Raw genomic sequence first — 19,804 nt, 5'->3', positions numbered from 1 at the left:
ACTTTTTACGGCCAATACATGCTGGGGAGGCAAAAACGATGAGGCTTTGCCAACGGTTGCTAGTTTTTCTCTATGTGTTTGTCCTGCTTTTTGGCCTTGCCGCAGCGCCGGCCCTGGCCGGAATTACGATCCAATTGAACTCCGACAGTAACGGCATCGTCTACGAGGGAACGCCCATCACCATTAAGGCGACAGTTTATGACGATGGTACGTTAGTCACCAGTCCGGCTGTGGAGTGGTCGCTGGGCAACCCCGGTTGCGGTACCCTGAGCGCGGTATACGGCGAGGCGGTCACTTTTACTCCCGCCCGGCCGTCCGGCCTGGGCCGCTGGGACAGCGTGACCACGGTGGTCTATGCCGCCTACGGCGGATCCACGGCAGGTTTGTCGTTGACTACCTACCCCGGCGCGGCAGCCAGCAACCCCCTGGCGCGGGCGAAGGTCTACCTGCGCGCGCAGCAAGCTGCCGACGGGAAGCTGACCGACGATTGGGCGGCCATCGCCCTGGCCGCGGCCGGGGAGAACCTGTCGGCCAACGATTGGCTGAAAAACGGCCGGGGGCACCTCGAGGCGATGGGTTCCGCGGTTGCTGGCTGGGATCCCGACTCGACGTCCACGACGACGATCGCCCGCACCCTGCTGGCGGCGGCGGCAGCCAGGAAGGCCGGCGCCGACGCGGACCCGCGGAACTTCGGCGGGAAAGACCTGGTCGCACTGCTCCTGCAGCGCCAGGATGCCAGCTCGGGACATTTCGGCCTGCCGGGCGAAGCCGCCTGGGTCAACGCCCACGCCTGGGCGGTTCTCGCCCTCTCTTCGGCGGGGGAAGCGGTGCCGAATCGCGACAGGGCGCGGCAATGGCTGATCGATGCCCAGAACGCGGACGGCGGCTGGGGCTGGACCACTGACCGCAATGACCCGTGGGGAGGCTACCTGAGCGACTCCAACGATACCGCCGCCGCCGTCCGGGCGCTCGTGGTCCTCGGCGCTGCCGACAAGACCGCCGGCCAGCCACTCGGCAAAGCCCTGTCGTTCCTGAAGACCATGCAGGCTGACGACGGCGGATTCTTCTATGGACAATGGGGCCCCCCGTCCGACAGCAGTTCCGACGCCGAAGTCATTCAGGCCCTGGTCGCCGCCGGGGAGGACCCGCAGGGCGCCGGCTGGTCGAAGACCGGGGGGTTAAATGCCGTCAACCACCTGCTGGGCCTGCAAAAGGCCGACGGGGCCTTCCGGTGGCAGGCCGGCAGCGATGGTTACAGCCCTGGTCATGACACCGCCGTGGCCCTGCTCGGTCTCGTCTGCCTCGACCCGGCAAAGCTGCCGGAGGTTCCGCCAGCGCCGCCAGGCGGGGGTGCGGGCGGTGGAAACCCGGAGGCCGTCACCGTCACCGCCGAAGTGCGTGGCCTGGACGGGATGACAATGTACCCGGCGCGTCCCGTGAGTCTGAAGTCCGGGAAGCAGACCCCGCTCGGGGCCCTGGAGGCCCTCGGCGCCAGCATCGAAACCGGGTTCGGCGGCAGCTATGTGGTCAGCATCGACGGCCTGGCCGAAAAGCAATACGGCCAGGCGAGCGGCTGGATCTACCTGGTGAACGGATCGGCTCCCCCGGCGGCGTGCAACGCCTACCGCCTCCGTGACGGGGACGACGTACTGTGGCGCTACGTCCGCTCGTTAGCAGAAACCGGCGATTTTTTACCAAACCGGCTGCCTGTCGGGCCTACGCTTTCCCCGACGCTGGCGGGCGGTATCGCCGCGGCGGAAAAGGCGCTTTCCGCCGCAAAGGATGGGGGGCCGGCAACCACCGTCCTGCCTTCCGCCCCGCCGGACGCCGCGGCAGCCGCCGAGCTGGCGCGCGCTCTGGCCGCCAACCGCGTCGGTCTCGCGCAGGAGGTTAACCCGGAGACGGAAACCCTTGTCGCTGATGAACTGCTGGAAGCCGGGCTAAAGATACCCGCCGGTGCTCTCGAACGAACCGTGACCATCTCCGTGCGCGAGCAGAAACGAGAGGAGGAGGGCCTGCCGGCCCCGGTGGGGAAGACCTTCGCCTCCGGCGTGTACGATTTCGGCCCGGACGGGCAGGCCTTCCGGAAGGCGGCCACGGTCTACCTGCGCTGTCTGCCCTCTGAGGGCCGGGCGGCGGCCGACCTGACCTTGGCCTGGTTCGACCCGCAGTCTAACCTGTGGCGCCCCCTGGCGGCGGTCTACGACCCGGCTACGGGTTTCCTGGCCGGGCGCATAACCCACTTCACCCGCTTCGCAGCGCTGACCCCGGCCGGCCCCTCTCCGGCCTTCACAGACATCGATGCGGGCGGAAAAGCGTGGTACGCCGGGGCCGTAAAAGATCTTGCCGCGCGGGGCGTCATCGGGGCCGACGAGGGTCCGGCCTTCCGCCCCGGGGATCCGGTCACCCGGGCGGTCTTCACCGGCTGGCTGGCCCGCGGACTGGAGCTGTTGCCGGGTCCGGCCCCGTCCTTTACCGACCTCGGGGTGGATGCGGCCTACCGCGCCGAGATCGGCGCCGCCGCCCGCCGCGGCCTGGTCCGCGGCCTGCCCGGCGGCCTTTTCGGACCGGAGAAGCCGCTGACCCGCCAGGAACTGGCCGCCATCCTGGTACGCGCCGCTCACCGCGCGGGCCAGCCGGAGCAGCTCCCGCCCGGACGGGCGGAAGCAGTTCTCGGGCGTTACACCGACGCCGACCAGGTCGCCGGCTGGGCGCGCACAGCAGTGGCCGCCGCCGTAAACGAAGGGCTGCTGGTCGGTACGCCCGACAAGCACCTGAACCCCCGCGGACCGGTAACTCGTGCCGAGGCCGCGGCCTTCGTCCAGCGCTTGGTGGAACGCGAAAGGGCGGTACGTGATGCGGCATAAACCGTTGTCTTTCAAGGGCCTGGCCGTGGCCCTTCTTCTCGTCCTGTTCCTGGGTATCCTGGGCTGCGGCACGGCGGCGGGTCCGCCCGAAACGTCTTCGCCGGCGGCCGCAACGTCGGCGCCGGAAAGGACACCGGCAGAAAACCTGCGGTCTGCGCCGTCATCGGTGGCTGGCGGCGCAGGCGATCCCGCCGGGGTTCCGGCGCTGCAAACCGGCGAAGAACACACCCCTGCCCCTTCCGGTGACCGTGAGAACACAACCGCACCCGGAGGGCAACGGGCGGCCGGCGGCCCTAAAGTAACCCTCTGGGTGACGCGGGACTTCGGCCGGGAAACCCTCTTCGCGGCCGAGGTGCCCCTGCCGCCCGGAAGTGACGTACTGTCGCTCCTTAAGAACCACACCCGGGTCGAAACGGCTTACGGCGGCAAGTTCGTGAACGCGATCAACGGCATACGGTCAGACGGACGGGGCGGACGCTTGGACTGGTTTTACTGGGTCAACGGTGTCCTTGTCCCCGTCGGTGCCGCCGATTTCCGGCCCGACCCCGGGGACGTGGTCTGGTGGGACTACCGTGACTGGAGCGCCGGTCCGCCTGCTCCGGCCGTTGTGGGAGCCTATCCTTGTCCCTTAAAAGGAGGCGCGCCCGTGCTTATTCTTTATCCCGAGGGGCAGTCCGACCTGTTCCGGCAGGTGGCGGGAGCTCTCGCCACTCAAGGCATTCAGGCCTGCGGGAGCATAGTTGATGACCGGGCCGTCCTTCAGCGGAATACGCCGGTCCTCGTTGTGGGGTTGTGGAGGGATCTGGCATCCTCGGCACTGGCTAAGATCGTTGAGCGGGGAGCCCGCTCGGGCATCTATTGCCGTCTTGCCGCCGACGGTTTTACAGCGTTGGACGAGCGGGGGAACGCTACCGTGGACCTGAAAGAAAGTTGCGGGACGGTCCTGGCAACAGCCGCCGGCCCGGGGGACAGGAACCCGCTGTGGATCGTGACGGGGACTGATGACGCCGGCCTGAAAGCAGCGGTCAGAGTGCTCGAAGATCCTTCGAAGCTTCGCTGCCGGTGCGGTGTCCTGGTACAGGAGTCTCAGGTCACTGCCCTGCCGGCGGGAGGTGCTGCAAGATGAAAGCGAGACCTGTCCTGGTCCAGGCCGTGCTGTGTTTTTGGCTGGTTATCTGCCTGGCTTTGCCGGCGAGCGCTTCCGATTCTGTTGACGCTTCACTTCAAAGAGCCTGTGCGTACCTCTCCGGCCAGCAGGTCTCTGACTATCCCTGGGCTTCGATTGCCTTGCGAGCGGCAGGATGTCCCCGTGCCGGGGACTTTTCCTTGTCCCGCCTGCCGGAGGACGGTCCGACAACCGGCCTGGTGCGGATGATCATCGCCGGAACGCTTTTTGGGTCTCCCGGTACGGAAGAGGCCGTGACGAGGCTCCAACACCTGCAGTTGAAGAACGGCAAATTTGCTGACAACACAGCGGGCCAGGGGGAAGAACTGGTCAACGCTCACGTGTGGGCGATCATAGCCCTGGCTGCTGCGGGAAGGGAAACACCCGACGGGGACGCGGCCCTGGCCTGGCTTCTTGAGCAGCAGCATGCCGACGGCGGATTTTCCTATGGTACATCCGTTCCGGAGTCGGACGTCGATATAACGGCGATGGCCCTTTGCGCGATGAAGGCTCTGGGTTTGGAAGCGGACAGCCCCCCGGTGACATCTGCCTTTTCCTTTTTGCACAGCCGCCAGCAGCCCGGCGGGGGGTTTGTTTCATGGGGAGTAGAGTCCTGCGAATCGTGCGCCTGGGTTATCCAGGCTCTTGTTGCCTACGGCATGGACCCGCAAGGCGGGGACTGGACTCAGCCAGGCGGGAACCCCGTTCAGGCCCTGCTGGCTTTCCAGCGGCCGGATGGCTCTTTTGCCCACTACCGGGGAGGGCCGGCCGACATTATCGCCACCAGCCAGGCCCTGCTGGCGCTGGGGGACCTGAAACGCGGGAGGCCTTTCTGGGCCCTGCCGCGGTCCGGCAGGTTCAGCGATCTCGGTCCCGAGCACTGGGCGCACGCGGCAGTAGCCGAACTCGCCGCGCGGGGGATCGTGAGCGGGTACGCGGACGGCAGCTTCAGGCCCCAAGCCCCCGTCACCCGCGCCGAACTGGCCTGCCTGTTGACCCGGGCGTTAGACCTGAACCCTCCGGTAAACAGTGGGGTTTCCTTTGTCGACCTGACGGCTGACCACTGGGCTTATCGGCCTGTGGCGACGGCGGTGCATGGCGGTCTGCTCAGAGGGCGTCCAGGCGGCTGCTTTGCTCCCCAAGATAAGGTGAGGGGCGCCGAACTGGCCGCGGTGCTGTGCCGGATGGCGAAACTGTCCGTTCCGCCCGCCGCCGGGCCCTGGTGGACCGGGCCGGTGGAAGCAGGACGGCGAGCAGGTTTGCTCTATCCCGGCTTCAGCCCGGAAAAGCCCGCCGGGCGGGCGCAGGTTGCCTGGAGCTTGTTTGCGGCTCTCCGGGCCGGGAGTGGAACAAGTAATGGGCCGCAATAGACGCGAATCACTGCACTCGTTGGCGGCCGGCCTCTACTTCGGGGCTCTGCTGACGGCAAGCCTGGTCTACCAGCATCCTTTGCCCCTGGCCGTGCTCGGCCTGGCGGCCTTTGCCGGTCTGGTCGTTACCCGGGGTTGGGCGCAGGCCGCCAGGCCGCTGCACGCCCTCGTGCCTGTGGCGGCCGCTGTGGTTTGCTTGAACGCCTTGCTGGTCCGCGCAGGAACTACAATCATCTGGGACCCCGGCTGGTATTGGCCGCTGTTCGGCAGGGTGCAGGTTTCACTGGAAGCCGTCTGTTTCGGCGTTGTGATGGCCCTCCGTCTCGCTGTCGTGTGGCTCGCTTTTCTGCTCTATGACCGGCTGACCGAACATGACCGGGCCTTTGCCTTCCTGGCGGCACGAATGCCGAGAACGGCGCTTACCGTTTTGGTGGCTTTGCGCTTGCTGCCGGTCCTGGCCGCCGATTTCCGGTCGGTGGAAGAGGCGCACGCGGCCCGGGGTCTGTCCCTTGGCGACGGGTCCGTGGCGGCGCGCTTCCGGGGTTATGCAGTGGTGCTTGCCGGGATACTCGTGCTCGCCCTGGAAAGGTCGCTGGAAATGGCGGAGGCTATGCACGCTCGGGGTTTCGGGTCCGGGAGGAGGACACACCTCCCCGAAAGGTGGGCCGGACGTGACTGTTTTGCCGTCGGCGGGGCGGTTCTGGTGCTCGGCGGGTTGGGTTACGGCCTTTTCTCCGGCGCGGCCCGGGTCGGCTTCTACCCCCTCCTGGAGGGGTTTTACCGTGAAAATCTTTGGACTGTTGCGATGCTCACAGCGGCAGGGGGCTTGCTCCTGCCGCTCTGGTACTGGGGGGTTGAACACTGGCCATCCTGGCGGCGGAAAACCTAGTCTACACCTACCCCGGGCGGAGCGCACCCGCCCTGCGGGGTATGAGCCTCGAGATCGAGGAAGGAACCTTTGTTCTCTTGGCAGGTCCTTCGGGATCGGGGAAGAGCACAGTGCTGCGCGCCTTTGCCGGGCTGGTGCCCGACTTTCACGGCGGCGTCTTCGGCGGCCGTGTGTTGTTGGACGGCCGTGACCTGCGTGACGTCGGGCGGCGGGAACTGGCCCGAAGCGTGGGCATTGTCTTCCAGGACCCGGAAAAGCAGCTGGTGATGACGACGGTGGAGCGCGAACTGTGCTTCGGCCTGGAAAACATCGGGTTGCCGTCAACGGTCATCGCCCGGAGAGTGGCTGAAGGGGCGGAATTCCTCGGCTTGACCCCGTACCTCCGGACCCCGACGGCGGAGCTTTCCGGGGGGCTGAAGCAGAAAACCGTCCTGGCGGCCGTCCTCGTGATGCAGCCCCGGGTGTTGCTGCTCGACGAACCGACTTCACAGCTGGACCCCGCGGCGGCCGACGAGTTTCTGTCACTGGTGCGGCGGCTGAACCAGGAGTACGGCCTTACGGTGATCCTGAGCGAGCAGCGCCTGGACCGCTGCTATCATCTTGCCGACCGGGTGGCCGTGATGGAAGCGGGGCGGGTGGTAATTGACGCTCCTCCCCGGGAAGCGGCGAAACTGGCTCTCAATGCCGGATTGCCTTACGTCCCGGCGGTGACGCGGCTGCTGGCTGCAGTCAATGGAAGGCACCCGCTCACCGTGGCCGAGGGACGCCGGGAGCTGCTCCGCACGGTGGCGGGCGGTCACGCGGGGCAGGCCCAGGGAGCGCGAACGGACCCGGCTGACCTCGCAGTCGAGGCCAGCCGGGTCCGGTATGCCTACCCCCGCGGCGCAGCCGCTGTAACGGATCTTTCCCTTGCGGTTCCCGCCGGCGCGATAACGACTGTCGTCGGCCCCAACGGAGCGGGCAAGAGTACCCTTCTCAAGCTCCTCGCCGGTTTGCTCAAGCCGGACGGCGGGCGGATCCGCATCTTCGGGCGTGACCGCGGGACGCTGAACAAAGCCGGCCTGGCCGCCGGGGTAGCCTACCTGGCCCAGAACCCCAACGACTACCTCTTCCGTGATACGGTTGCAGAAGAACTCGGCTTCACCCTCCGCGCCCTGGGCCGGTCCGGGCCGGTGGCCGATGTGCTGGCCGCCTGCGGCCTGTCCGACTTGGCCGGGGTGAATCCGCGCGATCTTTCGGCGGGGGAGCGCCAGCGCGTGGCCCTCGCTTCACTGCTGGTCGCCGGGCCCTCGTTGATCCTCCTCGATGAGCCGACGCGGGGGGTGGACCAGCCCGCCAAGGATACTCTGGGCCGCCTCTTGGATCGGCTTTGCCGGCAGGATGGCAAAAGCGTGCTCCTGGTCACCCACGACGTGGACTTTGCAGCCGAGTGGGCGGCAAAGGTTGTCTTTATGGCCGGAGGCAGGGTCCTGGCCGCCGGAACGCCGGCGGAGGTCCTCGGCGACTCTTTGTTTTACAGCCCGCAAGTGGCGCGGCTCTTCCGCGGGGTGGCCGAAGTGACGACTTTCAGCGCCGCCCGGGCTTGGATGGCGCAGGCGGGTGCCGGGCATGGCTAGGAAGACGGGCCGGTCGCTCCGGTTGCTCTCGTGGCTGGTCTGGCTTTTGCCGTTAGCCGTGCTTGGCGCCTGCGCCTGGCTGGGAGTCACGGGGACCGTGGTCAGCCACGGCCTGTTGGCCTTCGGCGCGGCTGTCCTGGTGCTGGTGGTCGCGGCCTGGCGGTATGAATGCGGCCGCCCCGCCGGCCGGGAAATCATGCTGGTGGCCAGCCTGGCCGCCCTGGCCGCCGCCGGCCGGATACCCTTTGCCTTCCTGCCGGGGGTGCAACCGGTGACCTTCGTCTGCATAACGGCCGGGATCGTCTTCGGGGCGCGGGTTGCTTTTGCGGTGGGGGCCGTCGCGGCCGTACTCTCCAATTTTGCCCTCGGGCAGGGCCCCTGGACCCCCTGGCAAATGATCGCCTGGGGACTGGCCGGAGCCTCGGCGGGGTGGTGTTCCGTCTTGATCAAAGGACTGGGGCTGCCGGCCATGGTAGCTTTCAGCATCCTCTGGGGGTATCTCTACGGGGCCGTCGTCAACCTGTGGGTCTGGACGACATCCTTTTACCCCCTTGACTTGCGGTCGTTTCTGGCTGTGGAAAGCCTCAGTCTGCCATTTGACACGGCTCACGCCATCGGCAACGCCGTCTTCGTGCTCCTCCTGGGCCGGCGCGTCATCCGCACCCTCGAGCGCTTCCGGGACAGGATCACCGTTACCCGGCTCTCTTCCCAAACCCGGCCGCGCCCCCGCCCGGAAAACTGTCTTGGTCCCGGTTCTGTCGCCTCTCGTCCTGAGTAAAAGGCGTGACGTAGAAGGAACATATCGAATTGTGGCGAATTTTGGCATATTAATCCGCCGGGAACAGTTGCTGTGAGCCGTTCCTGTCTGCCGGCCGGGCTGCCAAGCGGTACCACACCCGGCCGGCGGAGGCTTGCGCACGCAACCGGAACGGGCGCCGGCGGGATCTGTCCCGGTTTGCGACAAAGATGACAGACGCTTCTGAGAGGAGTAGGTTTGGAATGGTCCGCCACTTGTTTGAAAAGGTCGGCCCGGGCAAGAGCTGCCGCCGGGGAATGCTGGCCTTGCTGTTAGTTATCTCTCTGCTGTTTAGTATGGTTGGCCCCGCTCTGGCGAAGACGGGCAAAAACGATAAGCTGCTTAAAGGTGCGGACTATGTTGCCGGGCAGGTGCTGGTCAAGTTCAAGGAAACCCAGGGGAAGGCGGCAGCCAGGAGCAGCGTGGCTGCTGCCCACCGCCTCTCCCGCGTGCGTGACCTGCCGACGTCGACGGTGCTGTACGACACCGGCGGCCGGAATGTGGAGGATGTCGTGGCCGAGCTGATGCGGGATCCGGCGGTCGAATACGCCCAGCCGAACTACATCTATCGCATTGCTGCTGATCCCAATGATCCCCTTTGGGATCAGCAGTGGGGCTTGATCAATACGGTTTACGGTGTACAGGCCGAGGAAGCTTGGAATTACACTAAGGGTTCGTCCTCGGTAGTGGTGGCGGTTATTGACACCGGGGTGGATTTAACCCACCCGGACTTGGCGGAACGGTTGGTCGCGGGTTACGACTTCGTAAACAACGATGACGACCCCACTGACGACCACGGCCACGGGACGCACGTGGCCGGGATCATTGCTGCTGTTGCCGGCAACAGCGAAGGTATCGCCGGCGCGGCCCCGAATGTTAAGATTATGCCGCTGAAGGCCGGCGATGCTTTAGGGTTTTTTACGACGACAGATATTGTGGAGGCGATAAACTACGCCAAGCAAAACGGTGCCAAAATCGTGAATATGAGTTTCGGGGGCACCGGCGATTTCGATTTGGAAGAGTATAATGCCATTAAGAATTGTCCGGGTATGCTCTTTATAGCAGCAGCGGGGAACGGCGGAGATGACCACCTGGGGGACGACAATGATTCCTCGCCTACCTGGCCGGCCAGTTTCACGGTTTCGCATACGATCGGCGGAGTGACTTATCCCGCCTTGCCGAACATCGTCAGTGTGGCGGCGCTGGCTCCGACCGGCGAATTGGCGTCGTTTTCAAACTACGGCGTCCAAAGCGTGACCCTTGCTGCCCCCGGCGAGGATATTGTGAGCACGGTTCCCGCTTACGAGGGTGCCGGAATGGCCTTAGCTGTGAGCGACAGCGTTTACAACTATAAGGCTGTCTTTTGGGGTTTTGGCGCGGAGGACCTTAATGATGCGTCCGGCGGGACCAGCACCGAGGGAGCGGTTTACGACAGCATCGTGCGTGCCGTATATTACGGCCTCGACCTTACCCCGGCCGATACGCAGGGTCCCTTGGGGAAACCTCTCCTGGTTGTTGACGATGACCAGGACGGGACTTATCAATACCCCAATAAGACATTTTTTACCCTTCCCGATGTGAGTTCTTACTACCTAGATGCCCTTAGCACGGCAGGTTATGTATATACATTATGTGAGGTTGGACTGGGGGCTGACGGGCCGACAGTAGATGCTGCCGTATATAGCGGCGTGGTTTGGTTCACGGGGCACGCACTGGACAGCGCCCCGCCAATCTTTGACAATCCGCCCCCTAATCTGACGCAGAACGACCGGGATAATCTCATCGCCTACCTTCAGGCAGGGGGCATGCTCTTCCTGGCCGGCCGTGACGCCGGATACGGTATCGAAGGAGAAGAGTTCTACACTGATTATTTAAAGGCCAAGCTGGTGGCGGAGTGCTGGGACCCTGTCGCCGGCCTGAACGGTGTAGCTGCCCCGTATGATGGGGTATCGTACGACCTTCGTACGGACAACGAATATATCGACGTACTGCTACCAAGATCGGCCGAAGCGACCGTTGTGTTGGAGCGAGTCTTCCCTTACGCTTCCTGGGACGGCACCTCGATGGCCGCGCCCTTCGTGTCGGCCGGGGCGGCGCTGGCGCTTTCGCTCCGCAGCAGCCTTTCAACCAGCCAGTTGGTTGACGGCCTTAAAAGAGTTACACCCTTAGATGCGCTCAACGGCAAGGTAGCCACAGGCGGGACCCTCAACCTTGCTGCCGCCCTTGCCTACGTCAACAGCCTGCCGACTGGCGGCGGTGGCGGCGGCGGTGGCGGCGGCGGCGCCATGCCGATCGTGCCCACGGACGGCGCAAGCCAGAAGATCAGCGCTGCCACGGGCGGTTCTCTGAGTTACGAAGGCGTAACCGTACAGATACCGTGGACCGCCCTGACGGCCGATACCACTTTCACTGTCAAGAAGCTGACCGTGCGCGAGATAAGCGGTCTGGTGCCGTCCGGCCCGAGCCTGAAGCTGGATGGCGACATTTACGAGATTACTACGGATCGGGAAACGACCTTCAAGGACTTCATCACCATCAAGCTGCCCACGACGAGCGAGCGCGGTGTAGTCCACTATTACGACACGAAGGCGGCGCGGTGGGTCCCGGTGAAGACCGCCATCGAAAAGGATGCGAACGGCAAGCCGCAGTACGCCGTCATCAGCATCAACCACCTGACCAGGTTCGCCGTCTTTGTTCCCGAGCCGAAGGTGATCAGGTCGACCGTCGGCGAGTTGACCGTCACCGTCAACGGCGGCCCGAGAGCCCTTGACGCCGCCCCTTACATCGATCCGCAGAGCGGCAGGACGCTGGTCCCGGTACGGTTCGTCAGCGAGGCGCTCGGCGCCGAGGTCGACTGGGCGGCCGCGGCCCGGCAGGTGGTCATTAAAGACATGGACCGGGAGATCGTCCTGACCATCGGCGCCCAAAGCGTCCTGGTCGACGGCGCGCCGGCCGCCCTTGAAGCGCCGGCGGTGATCAACGGCCAGCGCACCTTCGTGCCCCTGCGCTTCGTCAGCGAAACCCTGGGGGCCAAGGTGGATTACAGCCCCGTGTCCAGGGAGATAACCATCGTCAGGTAACCAAGGAATCGAATGCTTACTAGCTTGAGAGGATAAGGCGGCTGTCCTTATCCTCTCTTTTTTTTGCTGCAACGAAACATTTTACGACTGTTGGTCCGGCGGCGGAAGGATTTTGCACCTTCCCGGCGAAAATACCCGGTAGCTTTGAGACAACTGCATAACGGTGGATGAGAGCTGCTTAAAGGCTTGATCCCTACGTTCAGTCACCTGATGCAAAAGACGTGTAAGAGACATCGGACTTCAAAAGCAAGATTGCCGCAATAGCGGCGGTTCAGGGGACTGAAAGCAGCAGGACACATCCCTGGAGAGAACCCTCCAACTTCTTTTGAGGGGCACCGAAGGGGCAACCTTAGCGCGCTGTATGGCTAGGGGAAACTCTCAGGTAAGCAGGACGGGGAAGAACCTTTTCTTGGCGGCCGCAGGGCCGGTAAGAGGCGGTTTTTCTCCGTCTTTGGTTTTTCATGGGACGAAGTGGCAGACTAAGCTCAATGGCATTCAGCACTCAGCAATCGGCACTCAGAAGCGGGATTGGGAGGCACGAATAGATGGACACCCTGAAGAGGACTCCGTTATGCGAGGTGCACGTGAAATACGGGGGGCGCATCGTCCCGTTCGGCGGCTGGGCCCTCCCCGTACAGTACGCCGGGATTATCGAGGAGCACAAGGCCGTGCGGCAAAAGGCCGGTCTTTTTGACGTGTCGCACATGGGCGAGATCGAGGTGCGGGGACCCCAGGCCCTCGACCTCGTGCAGGCGCTGGTAACCAACAACGCCGGCAGGCTTCAGGTCAACCAGGTGCAGTACAGCCCTATGTGCAACGAAAGAGGCGGGGTTATAGACGACCTGTTGATTTACCGCCTGGAAGACGGGTTCCTGCTGGTGGTGAACGCGGCCAATACGGCTAAGAACTACGAGTGGGTTCGGACTGCGGCCATCCGCTTCCCCCGAGTCGAAGTCCGGGACGTCTCGTTGGAGACGGCCCAGCTGGCCCTGCAGGGACCGCTTGCGCAGAGCATTTTGTCCTCGCTCACGGACTGCGACCTCGGGCGGATCAAGTACTACTGGTTTGTGCCTGACGTTTCCGTAGCCGGGGTGAACTGCCTGCTTTCGCGGACGGGCTACACCGGCGAGGACGGGTTTGAGCTTTACTGCCGGAGCGAGAACGCCGCTGTACTGTGGGAGAGGATAATGGACGCCGGCCGCCCGCACGGGTTGGTTCCAGCCGGGCTGGGGGCCCGCGACACCTTGCGGCTGGAAGCCTGTATGCCCCTGTACGGGCACGAGCTCGACGAGGAAACGACACCCCTCGAGGCGGGCCTGGGCCGCTTCGTGGACCTGGAGAAGCCTGGTTTCATCGGGCGCGAGGCCCTTTTGGAGCAGCAGGAACGGGGGGTCGGCCGGAAGCTGGCGGCCTTCATAATGCTGGAGCGCGGGGTCCCGCGCAACGGTTACCCGGTAAAGACGGCGGGTTCCGAGACCGGCCGGGTGACCTCGGGGTCGTTCTCCCCCAGTCTCGAAAAGAACATCGGCCTGGCCTACATCCCGGCGGAATACGCCGTGGCGGGAACGGAGATCGATGTCGTGATCAGGGGCAAAGACTGCCGGGCGCAGGTGGTCAAGAAGCCCTTTTACATTCGCCCTAAGTAGCACTAAGCGCTAATAAGCATTAAACGCTGGGAGAGTGCTGTAAAAAGTAGGATACCTGACTATAAACACCAAGAGCGTCCAGGAGAGTGCTGCAAAAACTAATTCACCGGTTTTGGCACAGGCATCTTTAGGGGGTGCGGCTATGCTTCGGAAGTTACCCTTAAGACCGCTCAGAAAGAGGTCCGAGGCAAGAGGTCAGAGGTCGGAACGGGAAGCGATCGCTTCGCGATCGCAAGTCTATAATCCTTAGAAATCTGCTTTGCGGATTTCATCAGGTCAGATTTCTGACTTCCGGCATCCGACATCCTTTTTGCCAGGCGCAGTTTTTCAGCGGTCTCCTAGACAGAGTAAAAGGAGGCGTTGTTGATGTACCCGAGCCATCTTAGGTACACCAGAGAGCACGAGTGGATACAGGTGGACGGCCGGACCGGCAAAGTGGGGATCACCTTCTACGCCCAGGATCAGTTGGGGGACGTGGTTTTTGTGGAACTTCCCGAGGTGGGTCGCGAGCTGCGGCAGGGGGAGACGTTCGGCGTTGTGGAGTCGGTGAAGACCGTCTCGGACCTTTACAGCCCCGTATCCGGGAAGGTCGTCGCCGTCAACGAGAAGCTGCTCGACAGGCCGGAGACCGTCAACGAAGACCCGTACGGCGAAGGATGGATCATCGTCATTGAAATCGCCGATCCCTCCGAGCTGGACGGCCTCCTTGACGCCCAAGCCTATCAAAGACTTATTGAAGAAGAGGCGAACCGTTAATGGATTACGTGCCTCATACCGAAGAAGACCGCCGGGCCATGCTGAAGGCCATCGGCGCCGGGAGCATCGAGGATCTCTTTGCGGACATCCCCGGGGAGATTCGGCTGAAGGAAGCGCTCAGCCTACCCGCGCCGCTGACGGAGCCGGAGCTGGCCAGGCACATGCGCAGGCTCAGTGCGAAAAACGTCAGCGCAGACGACTACGTTTGCTTTCTGGGCGCGGGCGCTTACGACCACTTCATCCCGGCCGTGGTCGACCACATCCTGCTGCGCAGCGAGTTTTACACCGCCTACACCCCCTACCAGGCCGAGATCAGCCAGGGGGTCTTGCAGTCGATCTACGAGTACCAGTCGCTGATCTGCATCCTTACGGGCATGGATGTGGCCAACGCCTCGATGTACGATGGGGCCAGCGCTCTGGCCGAGGCGGCCTTGATGGCCGGTTCGGTTACCAGGCGCTTCAAGGTTGTTATCGCCGGGTCGGTACACCCCGAATACCGGGAGACGGTCAACACCTACGCCCGGTGCGTGGAATTCCAGGTAGTCGAGGTCCCCTTTGGCGAGGACGGGGGCGTTGATCCCGCCCGGGTCGCCGAGGTTGTGGATTCCGACACGGCCTGTCTGATCGTTCAGCAGCCCAACTTTTTCGGGTGCCTGGAGCACGTCGACGAGTTGTCGCGGATTGCCCACAGCGCCGGGGCGCTCTTTGTAACGGCCGTCGACCCCATCTCCCTGGGCGTCTTAAAAGCCCCGGGCGATTACGGAGCCGACATTGTCGTCGGCGAAGGACAGGCGCTGGGCAACCCGCTGAATTTCGGAGGCCCTTACCTGGGCTTTTTCGCGGCGCGGAAAGACTTCGTCCGCCGTATGCCGGGGCGTATCGCCGGCGTGACGGCGGACGGCGACGGCAACCGCGGTTTCGTGCTGACCCTGCAGACGCGCGAGCAGCACATCCGCAGGGAACGGGCTACTTCCAACATCTGCTCCAACGAGGCCCTGTGCGCCCTGGCCGCCGCCGTGTACCTTACCACCCTCGGGAAGAAGGGGCTGGCCGAGGTCGCCCGCCAGTCGCTGCAGAAAGCCCACTATGCCCGGGAGAGGATCTGTTCTCTCCCCGGCTTCAAGCCCGCCTTTTCCGGCCCGTTCTTTAAGGAGTTCGCCGTCCGGTGCCCCGAGGTGCCCCGGACGATCAACCAGCGGCTCCTGGCGCGCGGCATAATCGGTGGCTACGAACTGGGGCGGGCCTACCCGGGATTGGAGGATTGCCTACTGTTTTGCGTCACCGAGAAACGCACGCGGGCCGAAATCGACGGGCTGGTGGCGGGATTGGAGGACAGGGAATGAAAGACGTTGACGTTAAAGAAATGAATCTGCAGGACGCGCCGCTGGCCGAGTTTCGCGCGGCCAAAGCTGAGCCGCTGGTCTTTGAATTGAGCGTTCCCGGGCGTGCGGCCTTCCCCCTGCCGGACCTGGATGTCCCCGAAAAGGACATTGCCGATGTCCTGCCTTCCCGGAGTCTCCGGAAAGAGCCCCCGGACCTTCCGGAGATGGCCGAAGTTAATGTTGTGCGCCATTTCATCCGCCTGTCGCAGAGAAACCACGGCGTCGATACCGGGTTCTACCCGCTTGGTTCCTGCACGATGAAATACAACCCCAAGGTCAACGAAAACGTGGCTCGCCTGCCCGGGTTTGCAGCTCTGCATCCCTATGCGCCCGAGGAGATCGTCCAGGGTGCTTTGGAACTGATGTACAAGCTGGAATGGTATCTGTGCGAGATCACGGGGATGGACCGCTTCACTTTCCAGCCGGCTGCGGGTGCCCACGGCGAACTGTGCGGGATGATGATCGTCCGCGCGTTTCACGAAAAACAGGGCCGCCGGCGGGGCAAGGTCATCGTCCCCGACTCGGCCCACGGGACCAACCCGGCCACCGCGGCCATGCTGGGTTACCAGGTGGTGCAGGTCCGGTCGGACGCGCGGGGCGGCGTCGACCTGGCGGCCCTGGAAAAGGTCCTTGACGACGACGTCGCGGCGCTGATGCTGACCAATCCCAATACCCTGGGGCTCTTTGACGAGAACATCCACGTTATCGCCGAAATGGTTCACGACGCAGGCGGCCTGCTCTACTACGACGGCGCCAATATGAACGCGATCACCGGCATCGTGCGTGCGGGCGACATGGGGTTCGACGTGGTGCACCTCAACCTGCACAAGACTTTCGCCGCCCCCCACGGCGGCGGCGGGCCCGGCTCCGGTCCGGTTGGGGTCAAGGAGTTCCTGGCTGATTTTCTCCCTGTACCGACGGTGGAATTTGACGGGGAACGCTACCGCCTGGACTACGACCGGCCCCTGTCCATCGGCCGCGTGAAGTCTTTTTACGGCAACTTCGGGGTCATGGTTAAGGCGTACGCCTACATCCGCGCCTTGGGGGCCGGGGGCTTGCGCCGGGCGGCCGAGCACGCCGTCTTGAACGCCAACTACGTGATGCGCCGCCTGCAGCCGTACTACGACCTGCCGTATGACCGGCACTGCAAACACGAGTTCGTGCTGTCGGGCAAAAGGCAGAAAGCAAGGCAGGGCGTGCGTACCCTGGATATCGCCAAGAGGCTTTTGGACTACGGGTACCATCCGCCCACGATTTACTTCCCCTTGATCGTTGAAGAGGCGATAATGATTGAGCCGACCGAGACCGAAAACCTTGAGACCCTCGAACAGTTCGTCCAGGCTATGATCAAGATTGCCGAGGAAGCCGAAACTAATCCTGAGAAGGTCAAGGGAGCTCCCCTGACTACGCCGGTGGGGCGCCTGGACGAAGCCCGCGCGGCCCGCCAGCCGGATCTCAGGTATCGGTCGTCAGGCAGCGGGCCGCGGGAATAGAGGAATGAAGGTGATGGATAGGGTGACCGGGGCGGCAGCGGTAGACTTGAGGAATGAGACCGGTAGACCCGCCCTCGATAAAAAGTTGCTGCGCGAGGCCTGGGCGGTGCGCCGGCGGAACTTTCCGATGGAGATCGGCTTTGATGTACCGGTCCGGACGCTGCCGGTTTCGGTAACCGGAAACGTCTGTGTCCTGGATTGCGCTCACTGCGGGGGTCACTATCTTTCCGGCATGGTTTCCCTGCCCCGGGCCGTGAAGGGGTTGCACATGCCTCAAGTCAGAAGTTTTCTGGTGAGCGGCGGTTGTGACGCGGCGGGGAAGGTTCCCGTCTTGCCGTTTATAGATAAGATCCGGGAACTGAAGAAGGCCGGGAGGCTCAACATGCACGTGGGGCTGGCCGGCGAAGACGAGGCCAAGAGCCTTGCCGGCCTGGCCGACGTCATTTCTTTCGACCTTTTGGGTAACGAGGCCACGATTCGCGAGGTAACCGGCCTTGACAAGACACCGGAGGATTATCTTCGGGCTTACGCTTTGCTTAGGAAATACGCCAGGGTGGTTCCGCACATCTGTATCGGCCTCCGGGGCGGAATGGTCTCCGGCGAGTGGAAGGCCCTCCGGGCTCTCAAAAGCATCGGGACGGAGGCGATCGTTTTTCTCGTGTTCAGGCCGACCCGCGGCACCCGTTTCACGGACCGCCGGCCGCCGCCCGTAAAAGAGGTGGTGGAACTGATCGCCCGCGCCAGAATCGAGTTCCCCCGCACGCCCATCTTCCTGGGCTGCATGCGCCCGGGCGGAAGGTACCGTGAAGTCCTTGACCCCCTGGCGGTCAGAGCCGGAGTGAACAAGGTGGTGCAGCCGGGACGCGGGGCTTTTGAAACGGCATCGATGCTCGGTCTGAAGATTGTCAGGGGCGAGGAGTGTTGTGTCCTGTGATCCGGGTATCGGCGGCTACCGCCGCGGTTATCGGTTTAAAAAATAGCCGGTTGGACGCCCGCCCGTCTACGGCTTACCTGATGGCGGGAGAAAACTGTCTCCGTTCTTGCGGCTTCTGCCCGCAGGGCCGCGCTTCCGGCGCAAGGACCGACATGCTTTCCAGGGTTACCTGGCCTCCGGCCGAACCGGATCGGGTTGCCGACCTGGTGGGCCGGGCCTACGAGCAGGGACGGTTCAGTCGCGCCTGCATCCAGGCGGTGCAGGGCAGGGGTTATCGCCGTGAAGTGGCCGGTCTCCTCGAGGCGATAAAGCGCCGCACGCCGATCCCCGTGGCTGTCTGCCTGGCCCCTGCGGGCGTCCGGGAGCTGAAGGGGTGGTTTGAGCAGGGCGCCGACCGTGCAGGTCTGCCCCTGGACACCGCGAATCCCGGGTTGCACGCCCGCCTGAAAGGGCGTTCCTGGGAGCGCGATCTCGCTTTGATCGAGGGAGCCGCCGCCGCTTTTCCGGGGCGTATCGGGACCCATCTCATCGTGGGCCTGGGGGAAACGGAGGAGGAAATGACGCGCCTGATCGGCCGGATTACTGGCCTGGGCGTAACGGTCGGGCTTTTCGCCTTCACGCCCGTACGCGGCACGCCGCTGGAGGGCCGCATGCCTCCGCCGCTCGCCTCCTACCGGAGAATCCAAGCCGCCCGTTATCTCCTGGCCTCCGGTTCTGTCGCGCCGGAGGGGATCTCGTTCCGTCAGGGGCGCATCGTTGATTTCGGTGTCCCGGCCGGGCGCCTGCGCCGGCTTCTGGCCGGCGGCGACGCCTTCCGGACGTCCGGTTGCCCGGATTGCAACCGCCCGTTTTACAACGAAAGGCCGGGCGGCCCGGTCTACAATTACCCGCGCACCCTGACGCCGGAAGAAGAAGAGCAGGCGATAGCGTTGTGCTGTAGTAATGGGGGATAGGAACGTGCGCTGCGGCTTGTCAACCGGTCAACAGTCCCGCTGGCGGCTCTTGCAGACGGGTTTTAACACCGCCGCTGTCAATATGGCCGTGGACGAAGCAATCCTGCTGGCCCACAGCCAGGGCCTTGTGCCCCCGACCCTCCGTTTTTACGGGTGGAAGCCGCCGGCTGTTTCTATCGGCTACTTCCAGCGGCTGGAGGAAGAAGTGGACCTGGAGGCCTGCCGCCGCCTGGGCATTGATTGGGTTAAGCGGCCTACCGGCGGGAGAGCGGTCCTCCACGACCAGGAGGTGACCTACAGCGTCGTCATCGCGCAGCAACTGCTGCCCGGCTCGGTGGTGGAGACGTACCGCATCCTTGCCGCCGGCCTCGTGGAAGGGTTGCGGATGCTAGGTCTGCCGGCGGCGCTGGTGGGCCGTGACGAGCAGAACGCCGGGGAACGGGGCTTGTCGGCGGCATGCTTTGATGCTCCCTCATGGTACGAGATTGCGGTGCAGGGGCGCAAGGTCGTCGGGAGCGCCCAGACCAGGAGCAACGGGGTCATCCTGCAGCACGGTTCGGTCCCGATCGTCTTCGACGCGGAGAAGCTGGTACAGGTCTTGAAATTGCTGGAAGGAGCCCGTTCCAGGGTCCACAGGCTGCTTGCGGAAAAGGCGGGCGGAATCAGCGATTTCCTCGGTTATAGGCCTACCTTTGCGGAAGTGGCTGGCTGCCTGACCCGCGGTTTTGCCGCAGCCCGGGGCATAGAACTGGTAGAGGGGGTTCTCACGCCCGAAGAGGAAAAGGAAGCAGAGCGCCTCGCCAGAGAGAAATACGGTTCCGATTGGTGGAACAAACTTGGTCGTCAACAGTAGGCAG

Annotated in this window: 14 protein-coding genes and 1 riboswitch; all 14 genes read left to right on the top strand. The window is 64.0% G+C overall.

Annotated features, from left to right (window positions below):
- Positions 1-38 precede the first annotated feature (38 nt).
- The 14 genes from ACUM6F_RS00910 to ACUM6F_RS00845 all read left to right on the top strand — a co-directional run bounded on the left by ACUM6F_RS00910 (position 39) and on the right by ACUM6F_RS00845 (position 19,800).
- Positions 39-2,867 carry an S-layer homology domain-containing protein gene (locus ACUM6F_RS00910; RefSeq protein WP_445348095.1) on the top strand — a complete coding sequence of 943 codons (2,829 nt, stop codon included), beginning with the start codon at positions 39-41 and terminating at the stop codon, positions 2,865-2,867.
- Complete coding sequence (locus ACUM6F_RS00905) at positions 2,857-3,993, top strand: DUF4430 domain-containing protein (protein WP_445348094.1); 1,137 nt, start codon at positions 2,857-2,859, stop codon at positions 3,991-3,993. The genes ACUM6F_RS00910 and ACUM6F_RS00905 overlap by 11 nt, the downstream gene beginning before the upstream one ends.
- Positions 3,990-5,402: an S-layer homology domain-containing protein gene (locus tag ACUM6F_RS00900; RefSeq protein WP_445348093.1), complete on the top strand. Its 1,413-nt coding sequence runs from the start codon at positions 3,990-3,992 to the stop codon at positions 5,400-5,402. The genes ACUM6F_RS00905 and ACUM6F_RS00900 overlap by 4 nt, the downstream gene beginning before the upstream one ends.
- Positions 5,389-6,291, top strand: a complete 903-nt coding sequence (locus ACUM6F_RS00895) for an energy-coupling factor transporter transmembrane component T (RefSeq protein WP_445348092.1) — start codon at positions 5,389-5,391, stop codon at positions 6,289-6,291. Before ACUM6F_RS00900 ends, ACUM6F_RS00895 begins: the two co-directional genes overlap by 14 nt.
- A gap of 41 nt (positions 6,292-6,332) precedes the next feature.
- A complete protein-coding gene (locus ACUM6F_RS00890) occupies positions 6,333-7,907 on the top strand; it encodes an ABC transporter ATP-binding protein (protein ID WP_445348091.1) in 1,575 nt (524 codons plus the stop codon).
- The gene (locus tag ACUM6F_RS00885; RefSeq protein WP_445348090.1) at positions 7,900-8,685 is read left to right on the top strand and encodes an ECF transporter S component; all 786 of its coding nucleotides are present in this window, start codon (positions 7,900-7,902) and stop codon (positions 8,683-8,685) included. The genes ACUM6F_RS00890 and ACUM6F_RS00885 overlap by 8 nt, the downstream gene beginning before the upstream one ends.
- A gap of 221 nt (positions 8,686-8,906) precedes the next feature.
- A complete protein-coding gene (locus ACUM6F_RS00880) occupies positions 8,907-11,783 on the top strand; it encodes a S8 family serine peptidase (RefSeq protein ID WP_445348089.1) in 2,877 nt (958 codons plus the stop codon).
- A gap of 291 nt (positions 11,784-12,074) precedes the next feature.
- A riboswitch (glycine riboswitch) is annotated at positions 12,075-12,188 on the top strand.
- A gap of 140 nt (positions 12,189-12,328) precedes the next feature.
- The gene (gcvT, locus tag ACUM6F_RS00875; RefSeq protein WP_445348088.1) at positions 12,329-13,429 is read left to right on the top strand and encodes a glycine cleavage system aminomethyltransferase GcvT; all 1,101 of its coding nucleotides are present in this window, start codon (positions 12,329-12,331) and stop codon (positions 13,427-13,429) included.
- 366 nt (positions 13,430-13,795) lie between these two features.
- The gene (gene gcvH, locus ACUM6F_RS00870; RefSeq protein WP_445348087.1) at positions 13,796-14,185 is read left to right on the top strand and encodes a glycine cleavage system protein GcvH; all 390 of its coding nucleotides are present in this window, start codon (positions 13,796-13,798) and stop codon (positions 14,183-14,185) included.
- Complete coding sequence (gene gcvPA, locus ACUM6F_RS00865; RefSeq protein ID WP_445348086.1) at positions 14,185-15,528, top strand: aminomethyl-transferring glycine dehydrogenase subunit GcvPA; 1,344 nt, start codon at positions 14,185-14,187, stop codon at positions 15,526-15,528. Before gcvH ends, gcvPA begins: the two co-directional genes overlap by 1 nt.
- A gap of 20 nt (positions 15,529-15,548) precedes the next feature.
- Positions 15,549-17,060, top strand: a complete 1,512-nt coding sequence (gene gcvPB, locus ACUM6F_RS00860; protein ID WP_445348224.1) for an aminomethyl-transferring glycine dehydrogenase subunit GcvPB — start codon at positions 15,549-15,551, stop codon at positions 17,058-17,060.
- Positions 17,061-17,064: 4 nt separating this feature from the next.
- Positions 17,065-17,994, top strand: a complete 930-nt coding sequence (locus tag ACUM6F_RS00855; protein WP_445348085.1) for a LipS1 family lipoyl synthase — start codon at positions 17,065-17,067, stop codon at positions 17,992-17,994.
- On the top strand, positions 17,991-18,947 hold the full coding sequence (locus ACUM6F_RS00850) for a LipS2 family lipoyl synthase (RefSeq protein ID WP_445348084.1): 957 nt from the start codon (positions 17,991-17,993) through the stop codon (positions 18,945-18,947). Before ACUM6F_RS00855 ends, ACUM6F_RS00850 begins: the two co-directional genes overlap by 4 nt.
- A complete protein-coding gene (locus tag ACUM6F_RS00845; protein WP_445348083.1) occupies positions 18,937-19,800 on the top strand; it encodes a lipoate--protein ligase family protein in 864 nt (287 codons plus the stop codon). The genes ACUM6F_RS00850 and ACUM6F_RS00845 overlap by 11 nt, the downstream gene beginning before the upstream one ends.
- Positions 19,801-19,804 lie beyond the last annotated feature (4 nt).

The sequence above is a fragment of the Desulforudis sp. DRI-14 genome, from assembly GCF_052618305.1.
The sequence above is the reverse complement of the archived record's forward strand: the minus strand, read 5'-3'. Positions and strand labels throughout refer to the sequence as shown.

What these genes read in the sequence shown, in the direction of transcription:
- ACUM6F_RS00910 (WP_445348095.1), top strand. Translation starts at nt 39, where the DNA reads ATGAGGCTTTGCCAACGGTTGCTAGTTTTTCTCTATGTGTTTGTCCTG.
- ACUM6F_RS00905 (WP_445348094.1), top strand. Translation starts at nt 2,857, where the DNA reads ATGCGGCATAAACCGTTGTCTTTCAAGGGCCTGGCCGTGGCCCTTCTT.
- ACUM6F_RS00900 (WP_445348093.1), top strand. Translation starts at nt 3,990, where the DNA reads ATGAAAGCGAGACCTGTCCTGGTCCAGGCCGTGCTGTGTTTTTGGCTG.
- ACUM6F_RS00895 (WP_445348092.1), top strand. Translation starts at nt 5,389, where the DNA reads ATGGGCCGCAATAGACGCGAATCACTGCACTCGTTGGCGGCCGGCCTC.
- ACUM6F_RS00890 (WP_445348091.1), top strand. Translation starts at nt 6,333, where the DNA reads ATGAGCCTCGAGATCGAGGAAGGAACCTTTGTTCTCTTGGCAGGTCCT.
- ACUM6F_RS00885 (WP_445348090.1), top strand. Translation starts at nt 7,900, where the DNA reads ATGGCTAGGAAGACGGGCCGGTCGCTCCGGTTGCTCTCGTGGCTGGTC.
- ACUM6F_RS00880 (WP_445348089.1), top strand. Translation starts at nt 8,907, where the DNA reads ATGGTCCGCCACTTGTTTGAAAAGGTCGGCCCGGGCAAGAGCTGCCGC.
- gcvT (WP_445348088.1), top strand. Translation starts at nt 12,329, where the DNA reads ATGGACACCCTGAAGAGGACTCCGTTATGCGAGGTGCACGTGAAATAC.
- gcvH (WP_445348087.1), top strand. Translation starts at nt 13,796, where the DNA reads ATGTACCCGAGCCATCTTAGGTACACCAGAGAGCACGAGTGGATACAG.
- gcvPA (WP_445348086.1), top strand. Translation starts at nt 14,185, where the DNA reads ATGGATTACGTGCCTCATACCGAAGAAGACCGCCGGGCCATGCTGAAG.
- gcvPB (WP_445348224.1), top strand. Translation starts at nt 15,549, where the DNA reads ATGAATCTGCAGGACGCGCCGCTGGCCGAGTTTCGCGCGGCCAAAGCT.
- ACUM6F_RS00855 (WP_445348085.1), top strand. Translation starts at nt 17,065, where the DNA reads ATGAAGGTGATGGATAGGGTGACCGGGGCGGCAGCGGTAGACTTGAGG.
- ACUM6F_RS00845 (WP_445348083.1), top strand. Translation starts at nt 18,937, where the DNA reads ATGGGGGATAGGAACGTGCGCTGCGGCTTGTCAACCGGTCAACAGTCC.